Annotated in this window: 13 protein-coding genes; 9 read left to right on the forward strand and 4 right to left on the reverse strand. The window is 45.6% G+C overall.

What is annotated here, in order from left to right; genetic code table 11:
• Positions 1-85 precede the first annotated feature (85 nt).
• The 6 genes from M3P05_RS02470 (at position 86) to M3P05_RS02495 (ending at position 5345) form a co-directional block, all read left to right on the forward strand.
• Positions 86-1204 carry a carbohydrate ABC transporter permease gene (locus M3P05_RS02470; RefSeq protein WP_249697644.1) on the forward strand — a complete coding sequence of 373 codons (1119 nt, stop codon included), beginning with the start codon at positions 86-88 and terminating at the stop codon, positions 1202-1204.
• Positions 1205-1207: 3 nt separating this feature from the next.
• A complete protein-coding gene (locus M3P05_RS02475) occupies positions 1208-2032 on the forward strand; it encodes a carbohydrate ABC transporter permease (RefSeq protein WP_249697645.1) in 825 nt (274 codons plus the stop codon).
• Positions 2033-2217: 185 nt separating this feature from the next.
• Positions 2218-2829, forward strand: coding sequence for a thioredoxin domain-containing protein (locus tag M3P05_RS02480; protein ID WP_249697646.1), 612 nt, complete (start codon positions 2218-2220; stop codon positions 2827-2829).
• 31 nt (positions 2830-2860) lie between these two features.
• Positions 2861-3415: a disulfide bond formation protein DsbB gene (gene dsbB, locus M3P05_RS02485; RefSeq protein ID WP_249697647.1), complete on the forward strand. Its 555-nt coding sequence runs from the start codon at positions 2861-2863 to the stop codon at positions 3413-3415.
• A gap of 184 nt (positions 3416-3599) precedes the next feature.
• Positions 3600-4055 (forward strand): LexA family protein, encoded by a 456-nt coding sequence (locus M3P05_RS02490; protein ID WP_249697648.1) that lies wholly within the window; start codon positions 3600-3602, stop codon positions 4053-4055.
• Between the two features lie 3 nt (positions 4056-4058).
• Positions 4059-5345 (forward strand): Y-family DNA polymerase, encoded by a 1287-nt coding sequence (locus M3P05_RS02495; RefSeq protein WP_249697649.1) that lies wholly within the window; start codon positions 4059-4061, stop codon positions 5343-5345.
• 158 nt (positions 5346-5503) lie between these two features.
• Here M3P05_RS02495 and M3P05_RS02500 read toward each other — a convergent pair whose 3' ends face one another.
• The gene (locus M3P05_RS02500; RefSeq protein ID WP_249697650.1) at positions 5504-7042 is read right to left on the reverse strand and encodes an OprD family outer membrane porin; all 1539 of its coding nucleotides are present in this window, start codon (positions 7040-7042) and stop codon (positions 5504-5506) included.
• A gap of 131 nt (positions 7043-7173) precedes the next feature.
• The gene (locus M3P05_RS02505; RefSeq protein WP_249697651.1) at positions 7174-7488 is read right to left on the reverse strand and encodes an SCP2 sterol-binding domain-containing protein; all 315 of its coding nucleotides are present in this window, start codon (positions 7486-7488) and stop codon (positions 7174-7176) included.
• A gap of 499 nt (positions 7489-7987) precedes the next feature.
• Between M3P05_RS02505 and M3P05_RS02510 the strand changes: the two genes are divergently transcribed.
• Positions 7988-9226 (forward strand): aminotransferase class III-fold pyridoxal phosphate-dependent enzyme, encoded by a 1239-nt coding sequence (locus M3P05_RS02510; protein WP_249697652.1) that lies wholly within the window; start codon positions 7988-7990, stop codon positions 9224-9226.
• A 53-nt stretch (positions 9227-9279) separates the two neighbouring features.
• Here the strand turns inward: M3P05_RS02510 and M3P05_RS02515 are convergent, their stop codons facing one another.
• Positions 9280-14817: a hypothetical protein gene (locus M3P05_RS02515; protein WP_249697653.1), complete on the reverse strand. Its 5538-nt coding sequence runs from the start codon at positions 14815-14817 to the stop codon at positions 9280-9282.
• 179 nt (positions 14818-14996) lie between these two features.
• On the opposite strand from M3P05_RS02515, the gene greB reads away from it, so the two are divergent.
• Together greB and M3P05_RS02525 are read left to right on the forward strand one after the other, a co-directional pair.
• A complete protein-coding gene (gene greB / locus M3P05_RS02520) occupies positions 14997-15482 on the forward strand; it encodes a transcription elongation factor GreB (RefSeq protein WP_249697654.1) in 486 nt (161 codons plus the stop codon).
• Between the two features lie 242 nt (positions 15483-15724).
• A complete protein-coding gene (locus M3P05_RS02525) occupies positions 15725-15985 on the forward strand; it encodes a hypothetical protein (protein ID WP_249697655.1) in 261 nt (86 codons plus the stop codon).
• 42 nt (positions 15986-16027) lie between these two features.
• On the opposite strand, the gene M3P05_RS02530 is transcribed toward M3P05_RS02525, so the two are convergent.
• Positions 16028-17104 carry a 3-deoxy-7-phosphoheptulonate synthase gene (locus M3P05_RS02530; protein WP_249697656.1) on the reverse strand — a complete coding sequence of 359 codons (1077 nt, stop codon included), beginning with the start codon at positions 17102-17104 and terminating at the stop codon, positions 16028-16030.
• Between the last annotated feature and the right edge of the window lie 208 nt (positions 17105-17312).

The raw sequence follows: 17312 nt of genomic DNA on the forward strand, positions 1-17312 counted from the left end.
GAGTTCTGCTCCCGGCTTTTCGTTGTTTTCCATAAGAGCCAAACAAGAGTCTGACTGCTTATGTTGATATGGGTTGAGGGTAACAATGCGTGAAGTTTCCCGGGACAGGATCAAGGCTTTTTTAACCCTCCTGCCTTCCATTGTTTTGATTGGTATTTTTGTTTACGGATTTATTGGCAATACCATCTGGATCTCCCTGACTGACTGGGGTGGTGTTGGCGCACTCGCGGAAGATCCGCAGATCAGTTATATAGGCTTCCAGAACTATGTAGATCTCTTTACCGGTTTTCTGGAAGGCCGTTTCCGTCAGGACCTGGTGAACGCGGTTTATTACTCGGTTCTGCTGCTGGCCGGGGCTGTTGGTCTTGGCATGTTTATCGCTATTCTTCTGGATAGAAAACCTATGGGGGAAGATTTTCTTCGTACCATCTTTCTCTATCCCATGTCTCTGTCGTTTATTGTTTCCGGTACTATCTGGCGCTGGTTGCTGGCTCCCCAGGGCGGGGTAAATATTCTACCGACTTATGCCGGTATGGAACCGTTAAGTTTCCAGTGGCTGGCCAGTAAAGAGTCGGTGCTGTTGTTTAACTGGCAGAACCTGCTGGGCATTATTCTTTATATCGCAGCTTTTATTCTGATTATTGTTGGCTTATTGGGTCTTAAGAGAGATCCTAACCGGGCCATGAAACGCTGGATTCTTCCTGGCGTGATTATTGGGGCCATAGTCTGGCTGTTTGGTGATCTTCTGCCGCAGGCCATGATTATGGAAGAGATGCATGGTCTGAACCTGGCCACTCTCGGTATTATCCTGGCGACAGTGTGGCAGTATTCCGGTTATACCATGGCACTGTATCTGGCTGGTTTTAATGGTATTTCCCAGGACCTTCGTCATGCTGCCATGCTGGATGGTGCATCCGAGTGGGATTACTATCGTCGTATAGCGATTCCGATGCTGAAACCGATCACCATCAGCGCGGTGATTATTCTGTCCCATATCTCCCTGAAGATGTTTGACCTGATCTTTGCCATGACCGGACCGGATAATGCCGAGACCGGACATCCGGCTTTGAATATGTATCTGACGACTTTCCGGGCCAATGATTTTGCCAAAGGCGCGGCGATTGCCATCGTGCTGTTTATGGTGGCAGCGATGTTTATTATCCCGTACCTGATCAGTTCCTACCGCCAGCAGAAGGGAGAGTAGAAGATGGAACGTAAGCTTTCCCCCGCAACAATTGTGCTGTATGTCGTGCTCGGTATTCTGGTTATTCTGTATTTGATGCCGGCTTATATGGCATTGGTTACGGCTTTAAAATCACCGGCCGAGATCAGCCTGCCCACGGCCTGGGAATGGCCAAGCGTTATCAATTGGAGCAGTTTTTCCGAAGCCCTGGATTTGCTGAAACCAAACCTGGTTAACAGTTTGATTCTGACGGTCTGCGCCACGGCACTGTCAACAGTGCTGGGGTCCCTGAATGGTTATGTGTTTTCCAAATGGACCTTCCGGGGCAGTGAGATTATCTTCACGCTGTTCCTGTTCGGGATGTTTATCCCTTACCAGGTGATTTTGATTCCGCTGTTCCAAACCCTGAGGGCCATGAACCTGTATGGTGGACTGCCAGGCTTGATTCTGGCCCACGTGGTTTATGGCCTGCCGATTACCTCGCTGATTTTCCGGAATTTCTATGCCCAGATTCCAACGGCTTTGATTGAGTCTGCACGACTGGATGGGGCAGGGTTCTTCTCCATCTATACCCGGGTGGTATTTCCGCTCTCTATCCCCGGTTTTGTGGTGACAAGCTTGTGGCAGTTTACCCAGATTTGGAACGAGTTCCTGTGGGGTATCACCCTGACCCGCCATTCCGAAAACCCGATTACGGTTGGCCTGGCGCAACTTGCTGGTGGACAGGCTGTCAGCTGGAATCTGCCAATGGCGGGCTCAATTCTGGCGGCGATTCCGGTGCTGCTGATTTATGTTTTTCTGGGTCGTTACTTTATCCGTGGTCTTCTGGCTGGTTCTGTTAAAGGGTAATGCGTGATATTTATGAAAGGTGTGTGTTTCCCCCCCCCTTACTTTTCTTGTTTCTTCGTTCTCTTATCTGCCTTAATTGCTCACGAAAAGTGATAGGTTAAAACCCTTATATGAAAATAAATTCATATATTTGAAGATTCGATTTCAGATAAATCTTCAAGAACGCATCGATAGGGGAGCTGGTAATGATGAGAAAACTGGCCGCAGCATTTTTGCTGCTGACACTGCCGTTTGCAGCCTTTGGCTATAACTTTTCAGAAGGTCAGAACTATGTACAGCTGCCACAGAACTTCCGGAAAACAGCGCAGCCGACTTTAACAGAGGTCTACTCGATATACTGCGGTCACTGTTATAAATGGGAAAAGAATCTGGTTCAAACCGTCAAGCAGGATATGGCCCGCAAGAAGGTGGTCTTCAACCAGGCTCATATTGCTTATGTCGCTGAATATGGTGACAAGGTCAGTAAAGCATTACTGGTGGCGGAAAAGCAGGGTAAGTTGAAGGCCGTAAAAAATGCACTGTTTTCAAGTGTGCATGATGAAATGGCTGGTGACTGGACGTCGGACAGGCAGTTTTTCGCCACCCTGGCCAAAGCAGGTTTAAGCCAGAAAGAGTTTGAAAAGAATGTCAGCAACCCAGAACTGAAAAATACCTTTAAACTGTGGGAAGGTTATGAGCAGAATGTACCATCTACCCCATCCTTTATTGTTAATGGCAGATACCTGATCAAGATGGATAGTCTGGAATCATTTGACCAGTTTTATGCCCTGATTGACTATCTGCTGGCACAGTCATAAAAACTGATTATTATCCCGGAGCCGTTTATACGTGAACACACTGGCAAAAATGCTGAACGACTTTCGATCTTCACCCCTCGGAGCTATTCGCAGCTGGCAAAACTCACGAGTGACCTGGCTGATTATGCTGGTCACGGCTATTTCTCTGGAATCAACCGCCTGGTTTTTCCAGTATGTGATGCTGATGGATCCTTGCGAGATGTGTGTGTATCAGCGGCTGGCCGTCATGTTGCTGGCTGCGGCGGCCATAGTCATGCTGATCGAACCTGGAAACAGGTTCGTCCGGGGAGCTGGTTACCTGATCTGGATCACCGGTGCGCTCTATGGGCTGCAGGCAGCCATGAAGCAGATAGGATATTACGGTGATGAGGGTCTGTTCCTGACCTGCAAGATTTTGCCTGACTTTCCTTTTGGGCTCCCTCTATACGACTGGTGGCCTGATATGTTTATGCCAACAGGATTTTGCGGCCAGGATGACTGGTTGTTCCTGGGACAGAATATGGCTCAGTGGATGTGTGTCATTTTCGGCATTTATATTCTGGCTTTTGTTCTCTGTATTGTCAGTCTCTTTAAGAAAGACAGTTAACGCCTTAAATTTTGTGCCCGGAGCTGCGTATATTGCTCCGGGTACAACTCCTGACCACTTTCCTTCCTGATAAATATTCTCTTTTTTTGCCTCTCCTCAACTGTTAACGCGGGCTTCTGCTTCTTGAAAATATTGCGCTCATTTAATACTGTATATACATACAGTTATGATATGAGGCATCATCGTGGAAACCCGTGTTCCTGAAGCAGGAATGGATATCAAGGTTTTACAAAAACCTGATTCAAGTGATGTAAACAGCTATCCATTCTATAAATCGCCAGCCTCCTGCGGCTTTCCCAGCCCGGCGGCGGATTATCTTGAGCAACGCCTGTCACTGGATGACCTTCTGGTTGAGCATCCAGCTGCTACGTTCTTTGCCCGTGCCCAGGGATCCTCCATGGAAGGGGTAGGTATTTTTGATGGCGATATACTGTTGATTGACCGATCACTGCAGCCCCGCAATGGCGATATTGTTATGTGTCTGCTGGATGGTGAGCTTTGTATCAAAACCCTGATGCAGGCACCTGATTCCACTGAACTGCACAGTGCCAGCCCACCTTACAGCCCGATACGGCTTCAAGATGGTCAGACCCTGGAGGTCTGGGGTGTTGTGGTTCACACCATTCACTCTTTTCGCTGATATATGAGCCAGACACCGCCTGCCATTATTGCCCACTGTGATGCCAACTGTTTTTATTGCAGCTGTCACCGGGTTTTCGAGCCGGAATTGCGGGGGCAGCCACTGGGTGTGCTGTCGAATAACGATGGCTGCATTATTGCCCGAACCCCTGAACTGAAAGCCATGAATATTGCCATGGCAACACCCTTTTTTAAGGTGAAGGGTTTGTTTAACTCGCGGAAGATTTATATCCGTAGCAGTAATTACCCTCTCTATGGTGATATGTCAGACCGTTTTATGACGGTGCTTGGCAGCTTTACTCCGGATGTTGAGGTGTACAGCATTGATGAAGCTTTTCTGCGCTTTGATGGCTTTTCTATTGCAGACTGGGCTGAACATGGGAAGTTAATCCAGCAGCGGGTAGGACAGTGGACAGGGTTACCGATAGGTGTCGGCCTTTCAACAACCAAGGTTCTGGCCAAGCTGGCGAATTATGCCGCCAAACGTTATCCCGCAACTGGCGGTGTTGTGGATTTGACGTCTGTGGCACGACAGAAAAAGCTGATGGAAATTACCCCTGTTGGTGAGGTATGGGGAATAGGGCGCAGATTGCGGTTGCGTCTGGAAGAGAAGGGGATTCGCTGTGCTCTTGATTTGGCTAACCAAGAGCCATCCCGCATCCGCAAACAGTTCTCGATTGCGGAAGAGCGTCTGGTCAAAGAGTTGCGCGGTGAAAGCTGCCTCCCTTGGGAAGAGGGGAGTGTTGGTAATAAGCATACAATTATGTGCAGCCGCTCCTTTGGTGAACCAGTCAGAAGCAAGAAGGAAGTACAGGCGGCTGTTGCCACTTATGCCAGCCGGGCCTGTGAAAAAATGCGCCTGCAGAATAAGAAAGCTTCCCAGGCCATGCTGTTTATTCGTACTAATCCATTTGAGGAGAAATCGGAGCAGTACTACGGCAACCTGATTTTATCTTTGCCGCAGGCCAGCGACAGTACTCAGGCATGGCTTAAAAAGGTGAGGGAAGGGGTAAACAGGATTTTCCGCGAGGGCTATGCCTATCGCAAGGCCGGTTTTGTCTTTCTCAATATTAGTGATTGCTCCATTAACCAGGGGGACCTGTTTGAATCAGGGCAGAGCAGCACTGGCAGCATGAAAGTAATGGACCAGATAAACCAGCGGTTTGGTCGTGAGGTTTTAAAACCGGCGGTATCAGGATTTACACCGGCCCGCTGGCATATGAAGCAACAGCATCTCTGTTCCCGGTATACAACCTGCTGGAATGAGATACCTGTCGTTCAATGCCGATAAAAACTAACAATATTATACAATCATATATTATTACAAATAATTTCCCTACGCATATATATCGAAACACTTCAACAAAAAAGCAAAAAACAGGAATAACACAATTGCCGCCCCAAAAAAGAGCCCCTGAAAAGGGGCTCTTGCTGAAGGTGAATGAAAATCTAGAACAGTGCTGCATCATAAGTTATGAAAGCACCGAAACCTTTGAGTTCAGCCTGGTTGGTTTCCCAGCCGGCACTGACACGGGCACCCAGACCTTCAAGAGGGCCATCCTGCCATTTGTACTCAGCTTCAAAGATTGTCTCTTTGTACTTGTCCTTGCCAGTCAGGTAGTACTGGGCGTCGCCATTCTTCAATACCTGGTCCATATCAATCTTGCTGGCATGGGAGGTGATCATACCGGTACGGAACTCAGGGACTCCGAAGTTTTTCCAGTTGTAATCAATGGCGAAAGAGATGGTACGCTGATTTGGCTGGTTCCATTCGTTAATCAGGGTTTCATCGGTCAGAATATCAATCAGACCACCATTCCACTTACCTATGCCAGGATGGAAGAAGCCTTTATCGCCAATCTGCAATACAGAAGCACCTACAAAGAGTGCGTCATACTGCATACCCAGCAGAACTTCTGATGTTGTGGATTTATGATCTGGCAGATGCTTGCCAAACTGGTTAACAAAATCTTTCTCTGCTTTCTGCCAGCTATGTTGTGCCACCAAGATTAGCATATGATCCATATTATCTGGCACATTCATACCTACTTTGGCCAGTGGCAGACCTGTCTCAACCTGCATAAGGTTGCTGCGCATGTAGTTATCTGACCAGGTGGTTTCAGCAGTCAGTGTGCCGTAGTCAGATTTATAGTCACTACCAAGGGAGTAGGTACTGTCAAAGTTAGCTCGATTGAAGTAAGAGACATCATTGATATCAATGAACTTCTTCTTGTTCACGTCTGAATAAGCTTCAAGATCCAGACCATAGACATAGAATTTATCCCATTTACCATCAATCATTGTGCCTTTATATTGATGGTCCAGAAGCCACTCATTGGGATCGCGGAAGAAGTGAGGCAGTCCAAGCTGCATCTTACCGTGACGCAGGCCGATGTAACGGTCTTCATCACCATAGCGTAACTTGACGTTTGCAATGGCAATACGACTCATGGTCGAACTACCAGCATCGGGTGCCAGCTTACTGCCGGTGCCGGGACTGGCAATAACCTTGCCGCTGTTAGTGCCAAGATCAAATCCGATAAAATCAAAGAGGTAGCCAGATTTAAAGTGGGTCCATAAACCTACACCTGTTTCCCGAACATCCCCGTCTTTTTTGACTCCAGCTGTTGCATCGGCACTGGCACCCTGACTGATTTGAGCAATAGCAGCTTGTTTGTTTGCATCAGGAACCAGAGGATTATCAAGTACAGCTGTTGTACCTGCAGGAACCTGCCCTAGACTTTCAAGTGCACTAATTTCATCGCGGGTTAACTGGTGGGTAATATCTCCTCTATGCGGTGACAAATCAAAATGAGATAACCTCACCCGATAATCAAAAGAGGAGTCTTCAACAAACTGATCCCAACTTGATTTGAAGGCTCCGTCGAAAACACCATCGGCAGCATGGCTGTCTGCGAAGGTATTGACTGACATGGCGAGTGTGATGGCGGATATGGCTGTAGCAAGAGTGGTTGTTTTTCTAAGCATTCTTATTTACCTGGCGAATATCTTTTGACATCTTCCTGCGAGGCATTCGATGCATTATTATTAGATGTAATTAAAGAGAAAAAGCCACCTTGAATCAGCAGTGGCTTTTTCATTAATTAACATGGTTATTATCAGGCTGGAAAAAGTTCAGTAATCTGTCCTGCCAGCATCATATCACCTTCAACCTGAAGCTGACCGGTCATAAAGCAGGTCATGCCATCAGCTTGACCTTCCAGAATATCGGACAAGGTATCGGATTCCATCATCAAGATAACAGTTGGGTCGTCCTGCTTGCCTTCAACGACATCAATAGTGGCTTGCTTAATAATGGCAAAAAACTCACCGCCATCATTCAGATTAAACTGCAGAGTCGCATCCAGATCCTGTGCGGCTTCTGAGTCAAACTTGTCACGCATAACTGCCATGATTGCTTGAACATCAGACATTGCATACACCTCATTTCTTGTTGTTGCTGTTCAGTTGTTATCTGTTTATTTACTGGCTGAGAGTCAGACTTGCTTGACAGCAAAATTTGGAATCAACCGAGAGTTAACATAAGAAAAAAGTCAATGTAATAGTTTGATCTGTATCACATAGAATTGTGATAAATACTAAAGAATCATCTATAAGCACCTATAAGGCTGCGTGATTTGGCACTCTGTCAAATAAAAATAAGAATAACCTTCACATGATGATCTACGTCAATACTCGAATGCCAAAAGCTGTCAAAAGTGAGTCCCAGCCCCTTATAAGGTTGCAGGGTGGAGAACCACAAAAAAGTTGAAGAGCAGGCCCATATTTACTGAGATGCTGAGGCAATAGGTGGTGCCAAGGAATTAACCTGTATTGAAATTGAGGCTGTTCAGGCAAGGTTTGCATCCAACGGACAATAGATCACGACAGGTGTAGGGAAAAAGAACAATAAACTCCAGCAGGAGAACAATAATGACAAATCTGAATCCGATTTATAATTCTGAAGAACTTCTGGCACGTGCCAAGAAAGTAATACCGAATGGTGTTTACGGGCATCAGAACGTTGCTATGATGAACCCCGGTGTTCCCCAGTTTTTTCAAAAAGCTGAAGGTTGTCGCTTATGGGATGTGACCGGTAAAGAGTACATAGATTACTTGTGTGGTTATGGCACCAATATGCTGGGTTATAACTATCCGCTGGTTGAAGAAGCCGTCAATCAGCAGAGAAAGGATTGTGACTGTATGACCGGCCCCTCTCCAAAGATGGTGGAGCTGGCAGAACTTCTGGTCAATACCGTAACTCACTGCGACTGGGCTTTCTTTGCCAAGAACGGTACTGATGCCACCACAATCTGTGTCACCACTGCCCGCGCAGCCACCAGGAAGAAGAAAGTTCTGGCGGCCAAGGTTGCCTATCATGGCGCTGATCCCTGGTGTACCCCGATTCCTGCCGGTGTCACCCCTGAAGATCGTGCCCATATGATCTATTACAAGTACAACGATATCGCCAGCTTTGATAAAGCCGTGGAACAGGCAGGAGATGATCTGGCCGGTGTGATCGTTTCCGCTTTCAAACATGATGTTTTTATGGATCAGGAAATTCCGACCAGGGAATTTGCCCAGCATGTTCGTAAAGTGTGTGATGATACCGGCGCAGCCATGATTCTTGATGAAGTCAGGGCCGGCTTCCGGGTTTCACTGGATGTGTCCTGGGCCAAGTTTGTTGGTGTGCAGCCAGATTTGAGTGCTTGGTGCAAGGCCATAGCCAATGGCCATCCCATCTCCTTTGTACTTGGCTGTGAAAAATTCAAGACAGCTGCCAGCCAGATTTACAGCACGGGTTCCTACTGGTTTGCTGCATCGCCTATGGCTGCTGCAATCACTACAATTAAGGAAATCCAGCGTCTGAATCTGCCGGTAATGCTGGAAAAAAATGGCATGATGCTGCGTCAGGGGCTGGACGAATTGGCTGGAAAGTATGGCTATGAACTCAAGCAGACCGGTCCGGCGGCCATTCCCATGCTGCTGTTTAACAAGGATGCCATTCGCAAGAAGGGTAACTTCTTCTGTACTGAAATGTTGAAGAACGGTGTGTACTTCCATCCATGGCACAATATGTTCCTGTCAGCGGCTCATACTGAGGATGTGATTGTGCAGACTCTACAGGCAGCCGATGAATCTTTTGCCGCGATGCAGAAAGCAGGGGTTTAGGATTCGATCATATCAGGGCAGCCGGTTTGCTGGTTGCCTTAAAATTCTTGGTCTTAGTCCGTCTTGTCTGTAGGAGTCGTGACCTTACCGTCGGGGTTGAGTGGGCCCCCCACAGTTTCGGTTATTTCGGCTACAGGCTCTTTCTTTTTAGGGTGCTTTTTCTTTCGTTTTTTCTTTGAGGCAGAAGGGGGGATTGCTGTTGCGCAATCTTCCGGTTGTGTTTCAGAACTGTTTTTCAGCTCCAGATATTGTTTTTCTATACGATACTGATCGTAAGCCTGCTGCTGAGTAGTCTCCAGATGTGACTCAAAAGAGGGAATCTGTAGAACATCGCTGGTTAGCAAAGCATCGAAAATAGAAAGTTGTATGGACATTTGATTAAAATGAAGCCTTTTGGTTTCTATGTTTACGGGAGAGTGGTCAAATGTTTTAATATCACCTAATATGCTACAGCTTTGTGATTCATTTAGTGCTTTGCTCCAATCGTGCCATTCTTTTTGCCCCAGCATAACAGGAATATCAAACAGATAACCCTCTCGCACTTTCCAGGCAGTGCATTGCTTCTCCTCCTTCTCATTTTCAGGTCCATAAACAGTCACAAACGGCGAGACCCGCGCGGATATCTGGCCTTCCTCTCCGAACTTTTTTAACATTTTATTTATGCCGTTTAATACAGACTTAACCGTTTCTTTCGCAATTTGACCTTCGTTTACGAATGAGGTTATATGCATTTTCCATTGATGAAGAGTGCTGTAAGAACAATGTTCGGCATCACTTGTATCAAAAAGTGATCGCAATTTGCAAACACCTGAAAATTTATAGCAGTGACTGAGCATGAGTGAGAGTTGAGACCGCAAGTCACTGTGCTTGCTATCGAACCTGATTTGTTTCAATAACGGAATCAATTGATCGATGATGTCTAAAGCTGTCCTCTGGGAGGATTCGCCACCTTTTTCTGCCTGGAGGCATACCTGGTCCAACGCATCCAATATCCTTTCCGCTCCAGAGGAGCACGTTGCACTACTTTCGCAAATAAAATCAATACGATGCCTGCGTTTCCGTACGGCTTGAAGCAGGTAACAATTCAGAACTCTTTCTATTGAAACAGGAGAATTGTAATATTTGAAAGCCAGCCTTCCAAGATGCCTGGCAGCACTATCACTTCCGAGCAGGCAGGAATAGAAAAACTGATAGCCTGCAACTAGCGTGGTTATTTGGAAAGTACGGGGATCGTCTTTAGCCTCCAGCCCCAAACCAGCAAGAAGGGGAAAATAAGGATCAACCGTTTTTCTGGCATGTTGGCTTACCAATCCAATAAGCTTTTCCGCGCTTGTAGATGCTATTGTCAGAAACACGCTTTTATGACCATGTTCATTTTCAGTATCAAGCAGAGCATTTTTTAGAGTTTCATAAAGAGACTGATAATCCGGGTCTTCAACAGCTCTTCCTGTAATATGCTGCCACAGCAAGTCATCCATTCTGCTTATATCACTGGCCTGTTGCGTAAGGTCAGGTAATGCCAGAACCGCTTGCTCACAGGTTCCTTGGCGCAGCTGTTGATAAAGAACCAGCCATTTCCAGATCGACCTGATATGTCCTTGTGCAGGATCGGGAATTTGTTTAGCGGTGTCACAAAGAGTGGTGTAGTCACAAAACATTATCAGCTGTCGGGCATTGTCCGATGCTGCTTTTTTTGACGGATGAATCTTGTCTTTAATGGGGTCCCAGATTCTATTCATGTAGGGTGAGAGTGGCTGCCAACAAAGATAACGAATTATTTTTTCAAGTTGAAGATCATTTAGCTGATCAGTATGTATTTGCTCATCCTTATGCATGTCAGAAATAAGTAACTTGAGATCATGGGAAAGGAAAATATTCAGTCTCTGTAAAAGCGCTGATTTATTTTTGATTGTGATCTTTTCGACTGCGCACTTGATAGCTATTTGCAGCGGTATCGCTGCCTGCCTAAAATTCATGTCTACCAAACTGCTTGCATTCACAGAGCTATTCTGAATATCCAGAAAAATGCCAAGAATCAAATCGATCCATTCAAGCCTGTTGTGGTGCAATGTGTCAACTTTCGGCTGACCAGTTTTCTGTATATCAGAGCTTTGCATAGGGTAGCAACTCTTAATCTGTGCTATCCAATCAGCCCAATTTGAATCGCTCTCATTTGCTGTATAGGAGCAAACACGCTGGTGTGAATGGTTGCGAGTCAGAGGTGGAAAATTGAATTTAACTGAAAACACCCTGCTCATACTGTAGCGTGCTATGAATTTTTCGATTACCGTCTCGAGGAGGGCATCGGCTCGACCTTCAAGGAGTTCGGCAAAGAGATCATCGCTCGCTCCAGCAACGCCCATTGATGTTGCAAATACCAACAGGGAAAGGTAATCGTTATACCACTGCTCCTCAACTTCTGGCAAAGCCAGGTAATTCTTGAGCTCCGGGCGCAGCAGGCGTGCGTAAATCCAACAGGCATAAGGATTACCGTACTCTGTCACTGCCTGAGCTAACAGCTTCATAGCTTGCGTTCGCTGATCTTCGGAAAACAATGGAATATCAATCTGGTTTTTTGCTGATTTATTGGGTGACGCACCAAGAGCCTTCAGTGCTTGTACTGTGAGTTGGGATCCATTGAAAACCATTGGTTGAAGCGGATCAGAATCAGAAGGATTGAGTTCTCGAGAAGAGCTTGGTTTTTTGGTCGGCAGGCTTAAAATCTGCTCGTCAAGAGTGGCATAGGCTGAAGCGAATTTACGAATTTTTGAAGAAAACTGCTCATCTGCATCAGAAACCCAAGAGCGGGCTGGAAATGGCTGAACAGGTTGAAAGTCATTTGGTGGACAATCTACCACAACCGGTTGCTCTTTTTCGCAGATTTTCCTTATTCGTTGTGTTTGTTTCCAGTGGCTTCGCAGCTCAGGCATGCTTTTGAGCCAATCAAAATCATGATTTTCGGAAAGGCAATAAGGGAGCCAGTCATACCAGAAAAATTTGTTATCCAGACTTTCGATAGATTTTTCCAGAACGGAATCATTTCCGGTCAGCAGATTAACCAGAAAAACGGCCTGAGGCCAGTCTGTAATTGATGCAGGTAGCTTAAACTTGTCTTTCATCAGATGCTGGCACGTTGCTTCTTCTTGCCCACTGATTTTCGATGCCTGATCTGTTTGAATTGGCAGGCGTTGAATAAACCAGTCAAAATTTCGAATAAGATTCGATTGCGTTGTTGCCTGTTTTGGGATGCTTTTCTGGCAGCTTGAAACAAGCGAAGAATTTTCTGCAAAGCTATAAGAGCAGGTAGCCACCAAAAGGCATTTTTCAATATCATCAGGTATGGATAGCTCAGTACATCCGGCTGTTTTCAGTCTGTCCCCAATTTTCTGCCACGCCTGTCTGGATATGGGGGATACAATTTCCTTTTCAATGGCCGCAATCACCAAGTCTGCCACATCGTAAGGAGCACGTATTGGTTTATATTGAAATCGTAGCGGAAGTTGGCGTGGTTTTGGCCGTTCCAGACAGGATTTCAGCAGCCTCATAATAGCGCTTGTTGGAATCGGAAAATTATTATTTGTCAGTGATTTCCGCAAGAGCTCCAAAGCCGCACCGGTGACGCCAGCCTTAGCGGCATGAAACAGAGCATGGTAAGCGGCTGCTGTTTTTGAACCCTTAAGTGTTAAAATGCCCTGTAGATAATTGGCGTAAGGGATATTATTGAGATCAGCAAACTGTAATTTATGTAGAGTATCAGTCCTTAATTTAGCTAGTTCAGAAAGTATTATGACAGGGTATCTTTCCCGTGAATTTCTGACTTCAGTTTGTTCGAGTATCAGTGGGGAGATAATACTCCTGAAATTGCTGGCTTTTTGTTCCAGGCTGTCCGCTGGTTTGGGGGAGAGGGGGGGGGCATGCTGCTGAAAAGAAAGCAATTGCCTTGTAAGTTCAAACTCTCCCGGGTTCCATTTTTTGTGTTTTATAGAAGGAGTTCCTTCCAGTGTCCTCCTAAGAGAATCGTAACAGGTTAACTTTTTCGGTTTGGAAGCTTGGGGGCTTTCTGTTTCTGTTTGATCCTCAAAGTCTTGAATGACCTCTGGAGAGAGGCTCGTTAAAGGATCGATTTGACTAGGATATTCATCTGTTTTCTGTAAATAAGCTGGATTGGATAGCTGTTCAGCAGGTTGAGTGATCAGAGTGGCAATAATCTGAAAATCCTCTGCTAAATCGGTGTCATTGCTACTTAATAAAATATCAACATCTAACCCATTTTCTTCCAGAATGGATATTCGACTCTCAATTTTTGTTTCCTGCAATAGCCGTTGGATAATTGTTTGCAGTTGTTTTTGGGGGATTGTTGATGGATCGGAATAAAAGAAATCTGTTTCAGCCTGAGCAGGATGAACGGACTTCCTCTTCTTTTCCTTTTTTTTTGTGCTGCCCTTTTTTCGGGTAGACTCAGTTGTGGACGCAGTGGTAGGCTGGAAGGGAGATTTGCGAGTTTTTTTGGCGCAAGGCGAATGCTGATAAAGTTGCATACCGGGAGTATCCGGTGTTTTTGAAGGGCTGGATGCAACTGCAGCATAACTCTGGGGAGTTTTTTCATCTGTTCGTTTTTCTGCGGGGCTTGTATTAACTTCCGGAGCTGGATCTGCTATCAGGCCAGGATGGATCGTTTTAAGCCTTTGCCATTGATCTTGAAATTGGACTGAAAGGATTCTTCCCAGTTCATGTGCTTTCTCAGGTATGTAGTCACAATATAATTTGAGAAGTTCGACAGTAAATGAATCTGGCTCATTGCAATCCGATAAATATCTTGTTACTTCCATATAAACAAGAAAAGGAAGTGTGACTTCAATCAGCTTCTTGCGTGTTGCTTCATCTTTTTCATGAAGAGTAGTTTGCAAAGATTCAAGGGCAAGCCTTTGCGCTTTGAGATAGTTTAGGTCACTGAGGGAGTCTATTTGTGCGTAGTTGTTAGCATCAAAATCTGCCATAGGCAGGCGTTCTGCTTCAAGAATACAACTGTTGAATTTATCCCAGACAATACAATCATTATGTAGGGGTGCTGTAATATCAACTTTACTTAGCAACTCTTTTGGTTTTCTGGAAGTTTCACATTCAGACTTTATTGCAACAGATGCATACTGAAGGCCAGCAACGAATAATGTTTGTTGATGGGATGTTATAGAATACCCAGATACTATATGAGGAAGGGATTGTTCCAAGTGTGCAATAAGTTGATCCAACTGGCCGGGATACCTCATCCAAACATCAATATCAGTTGTATGGTAATAATCTCGGCCATCTTCAATTGATTTACTTTTTAAATATCTGGTGGCAATAATTCTTTGCAAAACTCTGGAGCCAACAACGCAGAGAGAATTTTTTTTTCGCATGTTGAAGTCTGATACAGCATATATAACCCGGGAATCAAGAGTACGATCTTTCGGTTTAGTACCACAAGTTTGCGGGCGCAGAGATGCAGCCCAGGGAAACATATCTTTCTTTGGGTCTTCAAAAGGCGCTTGGTCAGCCACGGCACTATTTTTTGAAATGGCTGGTTCGGCTTGAATGCTTTGATATTGCATGAATCATGATCGTATCGGTGAATACTGATTGCTTAGACCCTTTATTTTTTCAATCGTTGAAACGGTTTGAGGAACAATAGGGTTAGCGGGTTAATTTTGCTGACTTGAGTGAAAGTATTTATAACATGGCTGTGGTAAAGTAGTTAGTATCGGGAAATCCCATGGTAAACCCCTCATTCATGAAACTACAATTTATTACCCAAAGCGGTAAAGATGCGTTGTTAGAAGAGCTTGATTACCTGTGGCGAGTGAAACGCCCCGAGGTAACTCAGGCTGTATCGGAAGCTGCTGCACTGGGAGATCGATCCGAAAATGCTGAATATAAGGAAGGTAAAAGAGAGTTAAGGTCGATTGATCGCAGGGTACGTTTTCTGCGTAAACGCCTTGAAGCCTTAAAAGTAGTTGAGTACTCGCCAGAGCAGGAAGGAAAAGCTTTTTTTGGTGCCTGGGTGGAACTGGAGAATGATGAGGGGGAGATTCTTCAGTGTCGGATCGTAGGAACTGATGAAATTGATACCAGAAAAGGTCATATTACCGTTGATTCTCCGATGGCTCGGGCTTTGCTGGGTAAACAGGTTGATGATGAAGTGATGGTGCAAACCCCGACAGGAAAGAAAGTCTGGCTGATTAACAAAATTCAATACCAATCATTCAATCAGCAATAAAATAAACTAAATGTTCAATTAAATTTGAGTGTTTTTGTGATTGTTTGTCTTGTATGGGGTGATATAAATCAGAATAGGCGACAGGGAATAGTCAATGCTCCATCAATTATCAGGGTTTATGCGCAATAGAAACGGACGGAGAATTGCTGTAGTCTACTCCGCCTTCTTAACTGTTGCTTTCTTGGTCGAACATGAAGCGTTATAAGCAAAGTATCCTGTCAGACTACTTTGTGACACGAGGAATGTCTGGCCCGCGTCATATAGTCGAGGCTAACTACGATATTGAAAATCTTGGCGAAAGAACCCTCTGCACGAATATGATTCAAAAAGGTGTGGACTTTGAGGTCTTGAGTAACGCTCATCTGTCCGAAACCTGCCATATCTGCAAAGCCATTCTTGATCAGCGGATCAGCAACATGCCTGGTCATCGCAAAGGGCGGCTTCCTGATCAGGAACCTCGTCAGTATGAACTGCCTATCTGTCAGCTTGGACTTGATATATAGAAGGGCAGGCTTTCACCTGCCTGAAGAACAATAAATCAGAAATTACGCTCTGACCCGGTTAGGAAGAACCTCGCGTAATTTATCAGCCATCTGACGTAAGCCTGTCTCGGTGGTTTTCCAGTCAATACAGGCATCGGTAACAGAGACACCATATTTCAGCTCACTGAGATCTTCAGGTATGGGCTGATTGCCCCAGCCCAGATTACTCTCAATCATCAGACCGATAATCGAGTTATTTCCTTCAATAATCTGGTTGGTGACATTTTCCATCACCAGCGACTGCAGGACCGGATCTTTATTGGAGTTGGCATGGCTGCAGTCAATCATCAGGTTGGGTTTGATATTCGCTTTCTCAAGCTCTTTTTCGCAAACAGCCACACTGACGGAGTCATAGTTAGGCTTGCCGCTGCCTCCTCGCAGAACCACATGACCATGGGCATTGCCTCGGGTATGGGTAACTGCAACCTGGCCTTCATGGTTAATACCCAGGAAACGGTGTGGGCTGGATACGGACTGTAAAGCATTAATAGCAACGGTTAAACCACCGTCAGTTCCATTTTTAAAACCGACAGGGGAGGAGAGACCACTGGCCATCTCCCTGTGAGTCTGTGACTCAGTGGTTCTGGCGCCAATAGCTGACCAGGTAATCAGATCCTGCAGGTACTGGGGAGTGATGGGGTCCAGAGCTTCTGTTGCTGTTGGCAACCCTTCTTCGACAAGATCCAGCAGCAGTTTTCTGGCGGTATGAAGACCCTTATCCAGATGGAAGGAGTCGTTCATATCCGGGTCATTAATCAGGCCTTTCCAACCGGTTGTGGTACGCGGCTTCTCAAAGTAGACCCGCATAACAAGGTAAAGAGTATCATTCAGTTCTTCTGACAGAGCCTTCAGTTTTTTCGCATAGTCGTGGGCGGCTTCCAGATCATGGATGGAGCAGGGGCCGACAACAACAAACAGACGGTGGTCTTTACCATCAAGAATATTGCGAATCACGCTGCGGCTTTGTTCCATATGCAGCCGGGCATTATCGGAAAGAGGCATTTCCTGTTTCAGGTCATGAGGAGTAATCAGCACCGATTGTGATGCAATATTCAGATCTTCAACTTTGTGCTGGGTCATCTCAACAGTCTGCCTTCTGAGTATTTCTAATTTCTAGCATTAAAATAGTTATTGTTTATGGATGTTACAGGTACCAAGAGCCCACACTCTATTAAAAATAGGCATTAGTCACAATCGTTATATGGGGAAACGGCATGCATTATAAGGCTTTTGGCGTGTATTTGGCGGGAATTGCTGACATAGTCTACGTTTTCAGGGTTCTGTAGAC

Origin of the sequence: Parendozoicomonas callyspongiae (assembly GCF_023502345.1) — a bacterium.
GTDB lineage: Bacteria > Pseudomonadota > Gammaproteobacteria > Pseudomonadales > Endozoicomonadaceae > Sansalvadorimonas > Sansalvadorimonas callyspongiae.

Excerpts from the sequence above, each read along its gene's own strand:
- M3P05_RS02470 (WP_249697644.1), top strand. The coding sequence starts at position 86 with ATGCGTGAAGTTTCCCGGGACAGGATCAAGGCTTTTTTAACCCTCCTG.
- M3P05_RS02475 (WP_249697645.1), top strand. The coding sequence starts at position 1,208 with ATGGAACGTAAGCTTTCCCCCGCAACAATTGTGCTGTATGTCGTGCTC.
- M3P05_RS02480 (WP_249697646.1), top strand. The coding sequence starts at position 2,218 with ATGATGAGAAAACTGGCCGCAGCATTTTTGCTGCTGACACTGCCGTTT.
- M3P05_RS02495 (WP_249697649.1), top strand. The coding sequence starts at position 4,059 with ATGAGCCAGACACCGCCTGCCATTATTGCCCACTGTGATGCCAACTGT.
- M3P05_RS02500 (WP_249697650.1), bottom strand. The coding sequence starts at position 7,042 with ATGCTTAGAAAAACAACCACTCTTGCTACAGCCATATCCGCCATCACA.
- M3P05_RS02505 (WP_249697651.1), bottom strand. The coding sequence starts at position 7,488 with ATGTCTGATGTTCAAGCAATCATGGCAGTTATGCGTGACAAGTTTGAC.
- M3P05_RS02510 (WP_249697652.1), top strand. The coding sequence starts at position 7,988 with ATGACAAATCTGAATCCGATTTATAATTCTGAAGAACTTCTGGCACGT.
- M3P05_RS02515 (WP_249697653.1), bottom strand. The coding sequence starts at position 14,817 with ATGCAATATCAAAGCATTCAAGCCGAACCAGCCATTTCAAAAAATAGT.
- greB (WP_249697654.1), top strand. The coding sequence starts at position 14,997 with ATGAAACTACAATTTATTACCCAAAGCGGTAAAGATGCGTTGTTAGAA.
- M3P05_RS02525 (WP_249697655.1), top strand. The coding sequence starts at position 15,725 with ATGTCTGGCCCGCGTCATATAGTCGAGGCTAACTACGATATTGAAAAT.
- M3P05_RS02530 (WP_249697656.1), bottom strand. The coding sequence starts at position 17,104 with ATGACCCAGCACAAAGTTGAAGATCTGAATATTGCATCACAATCGGTG.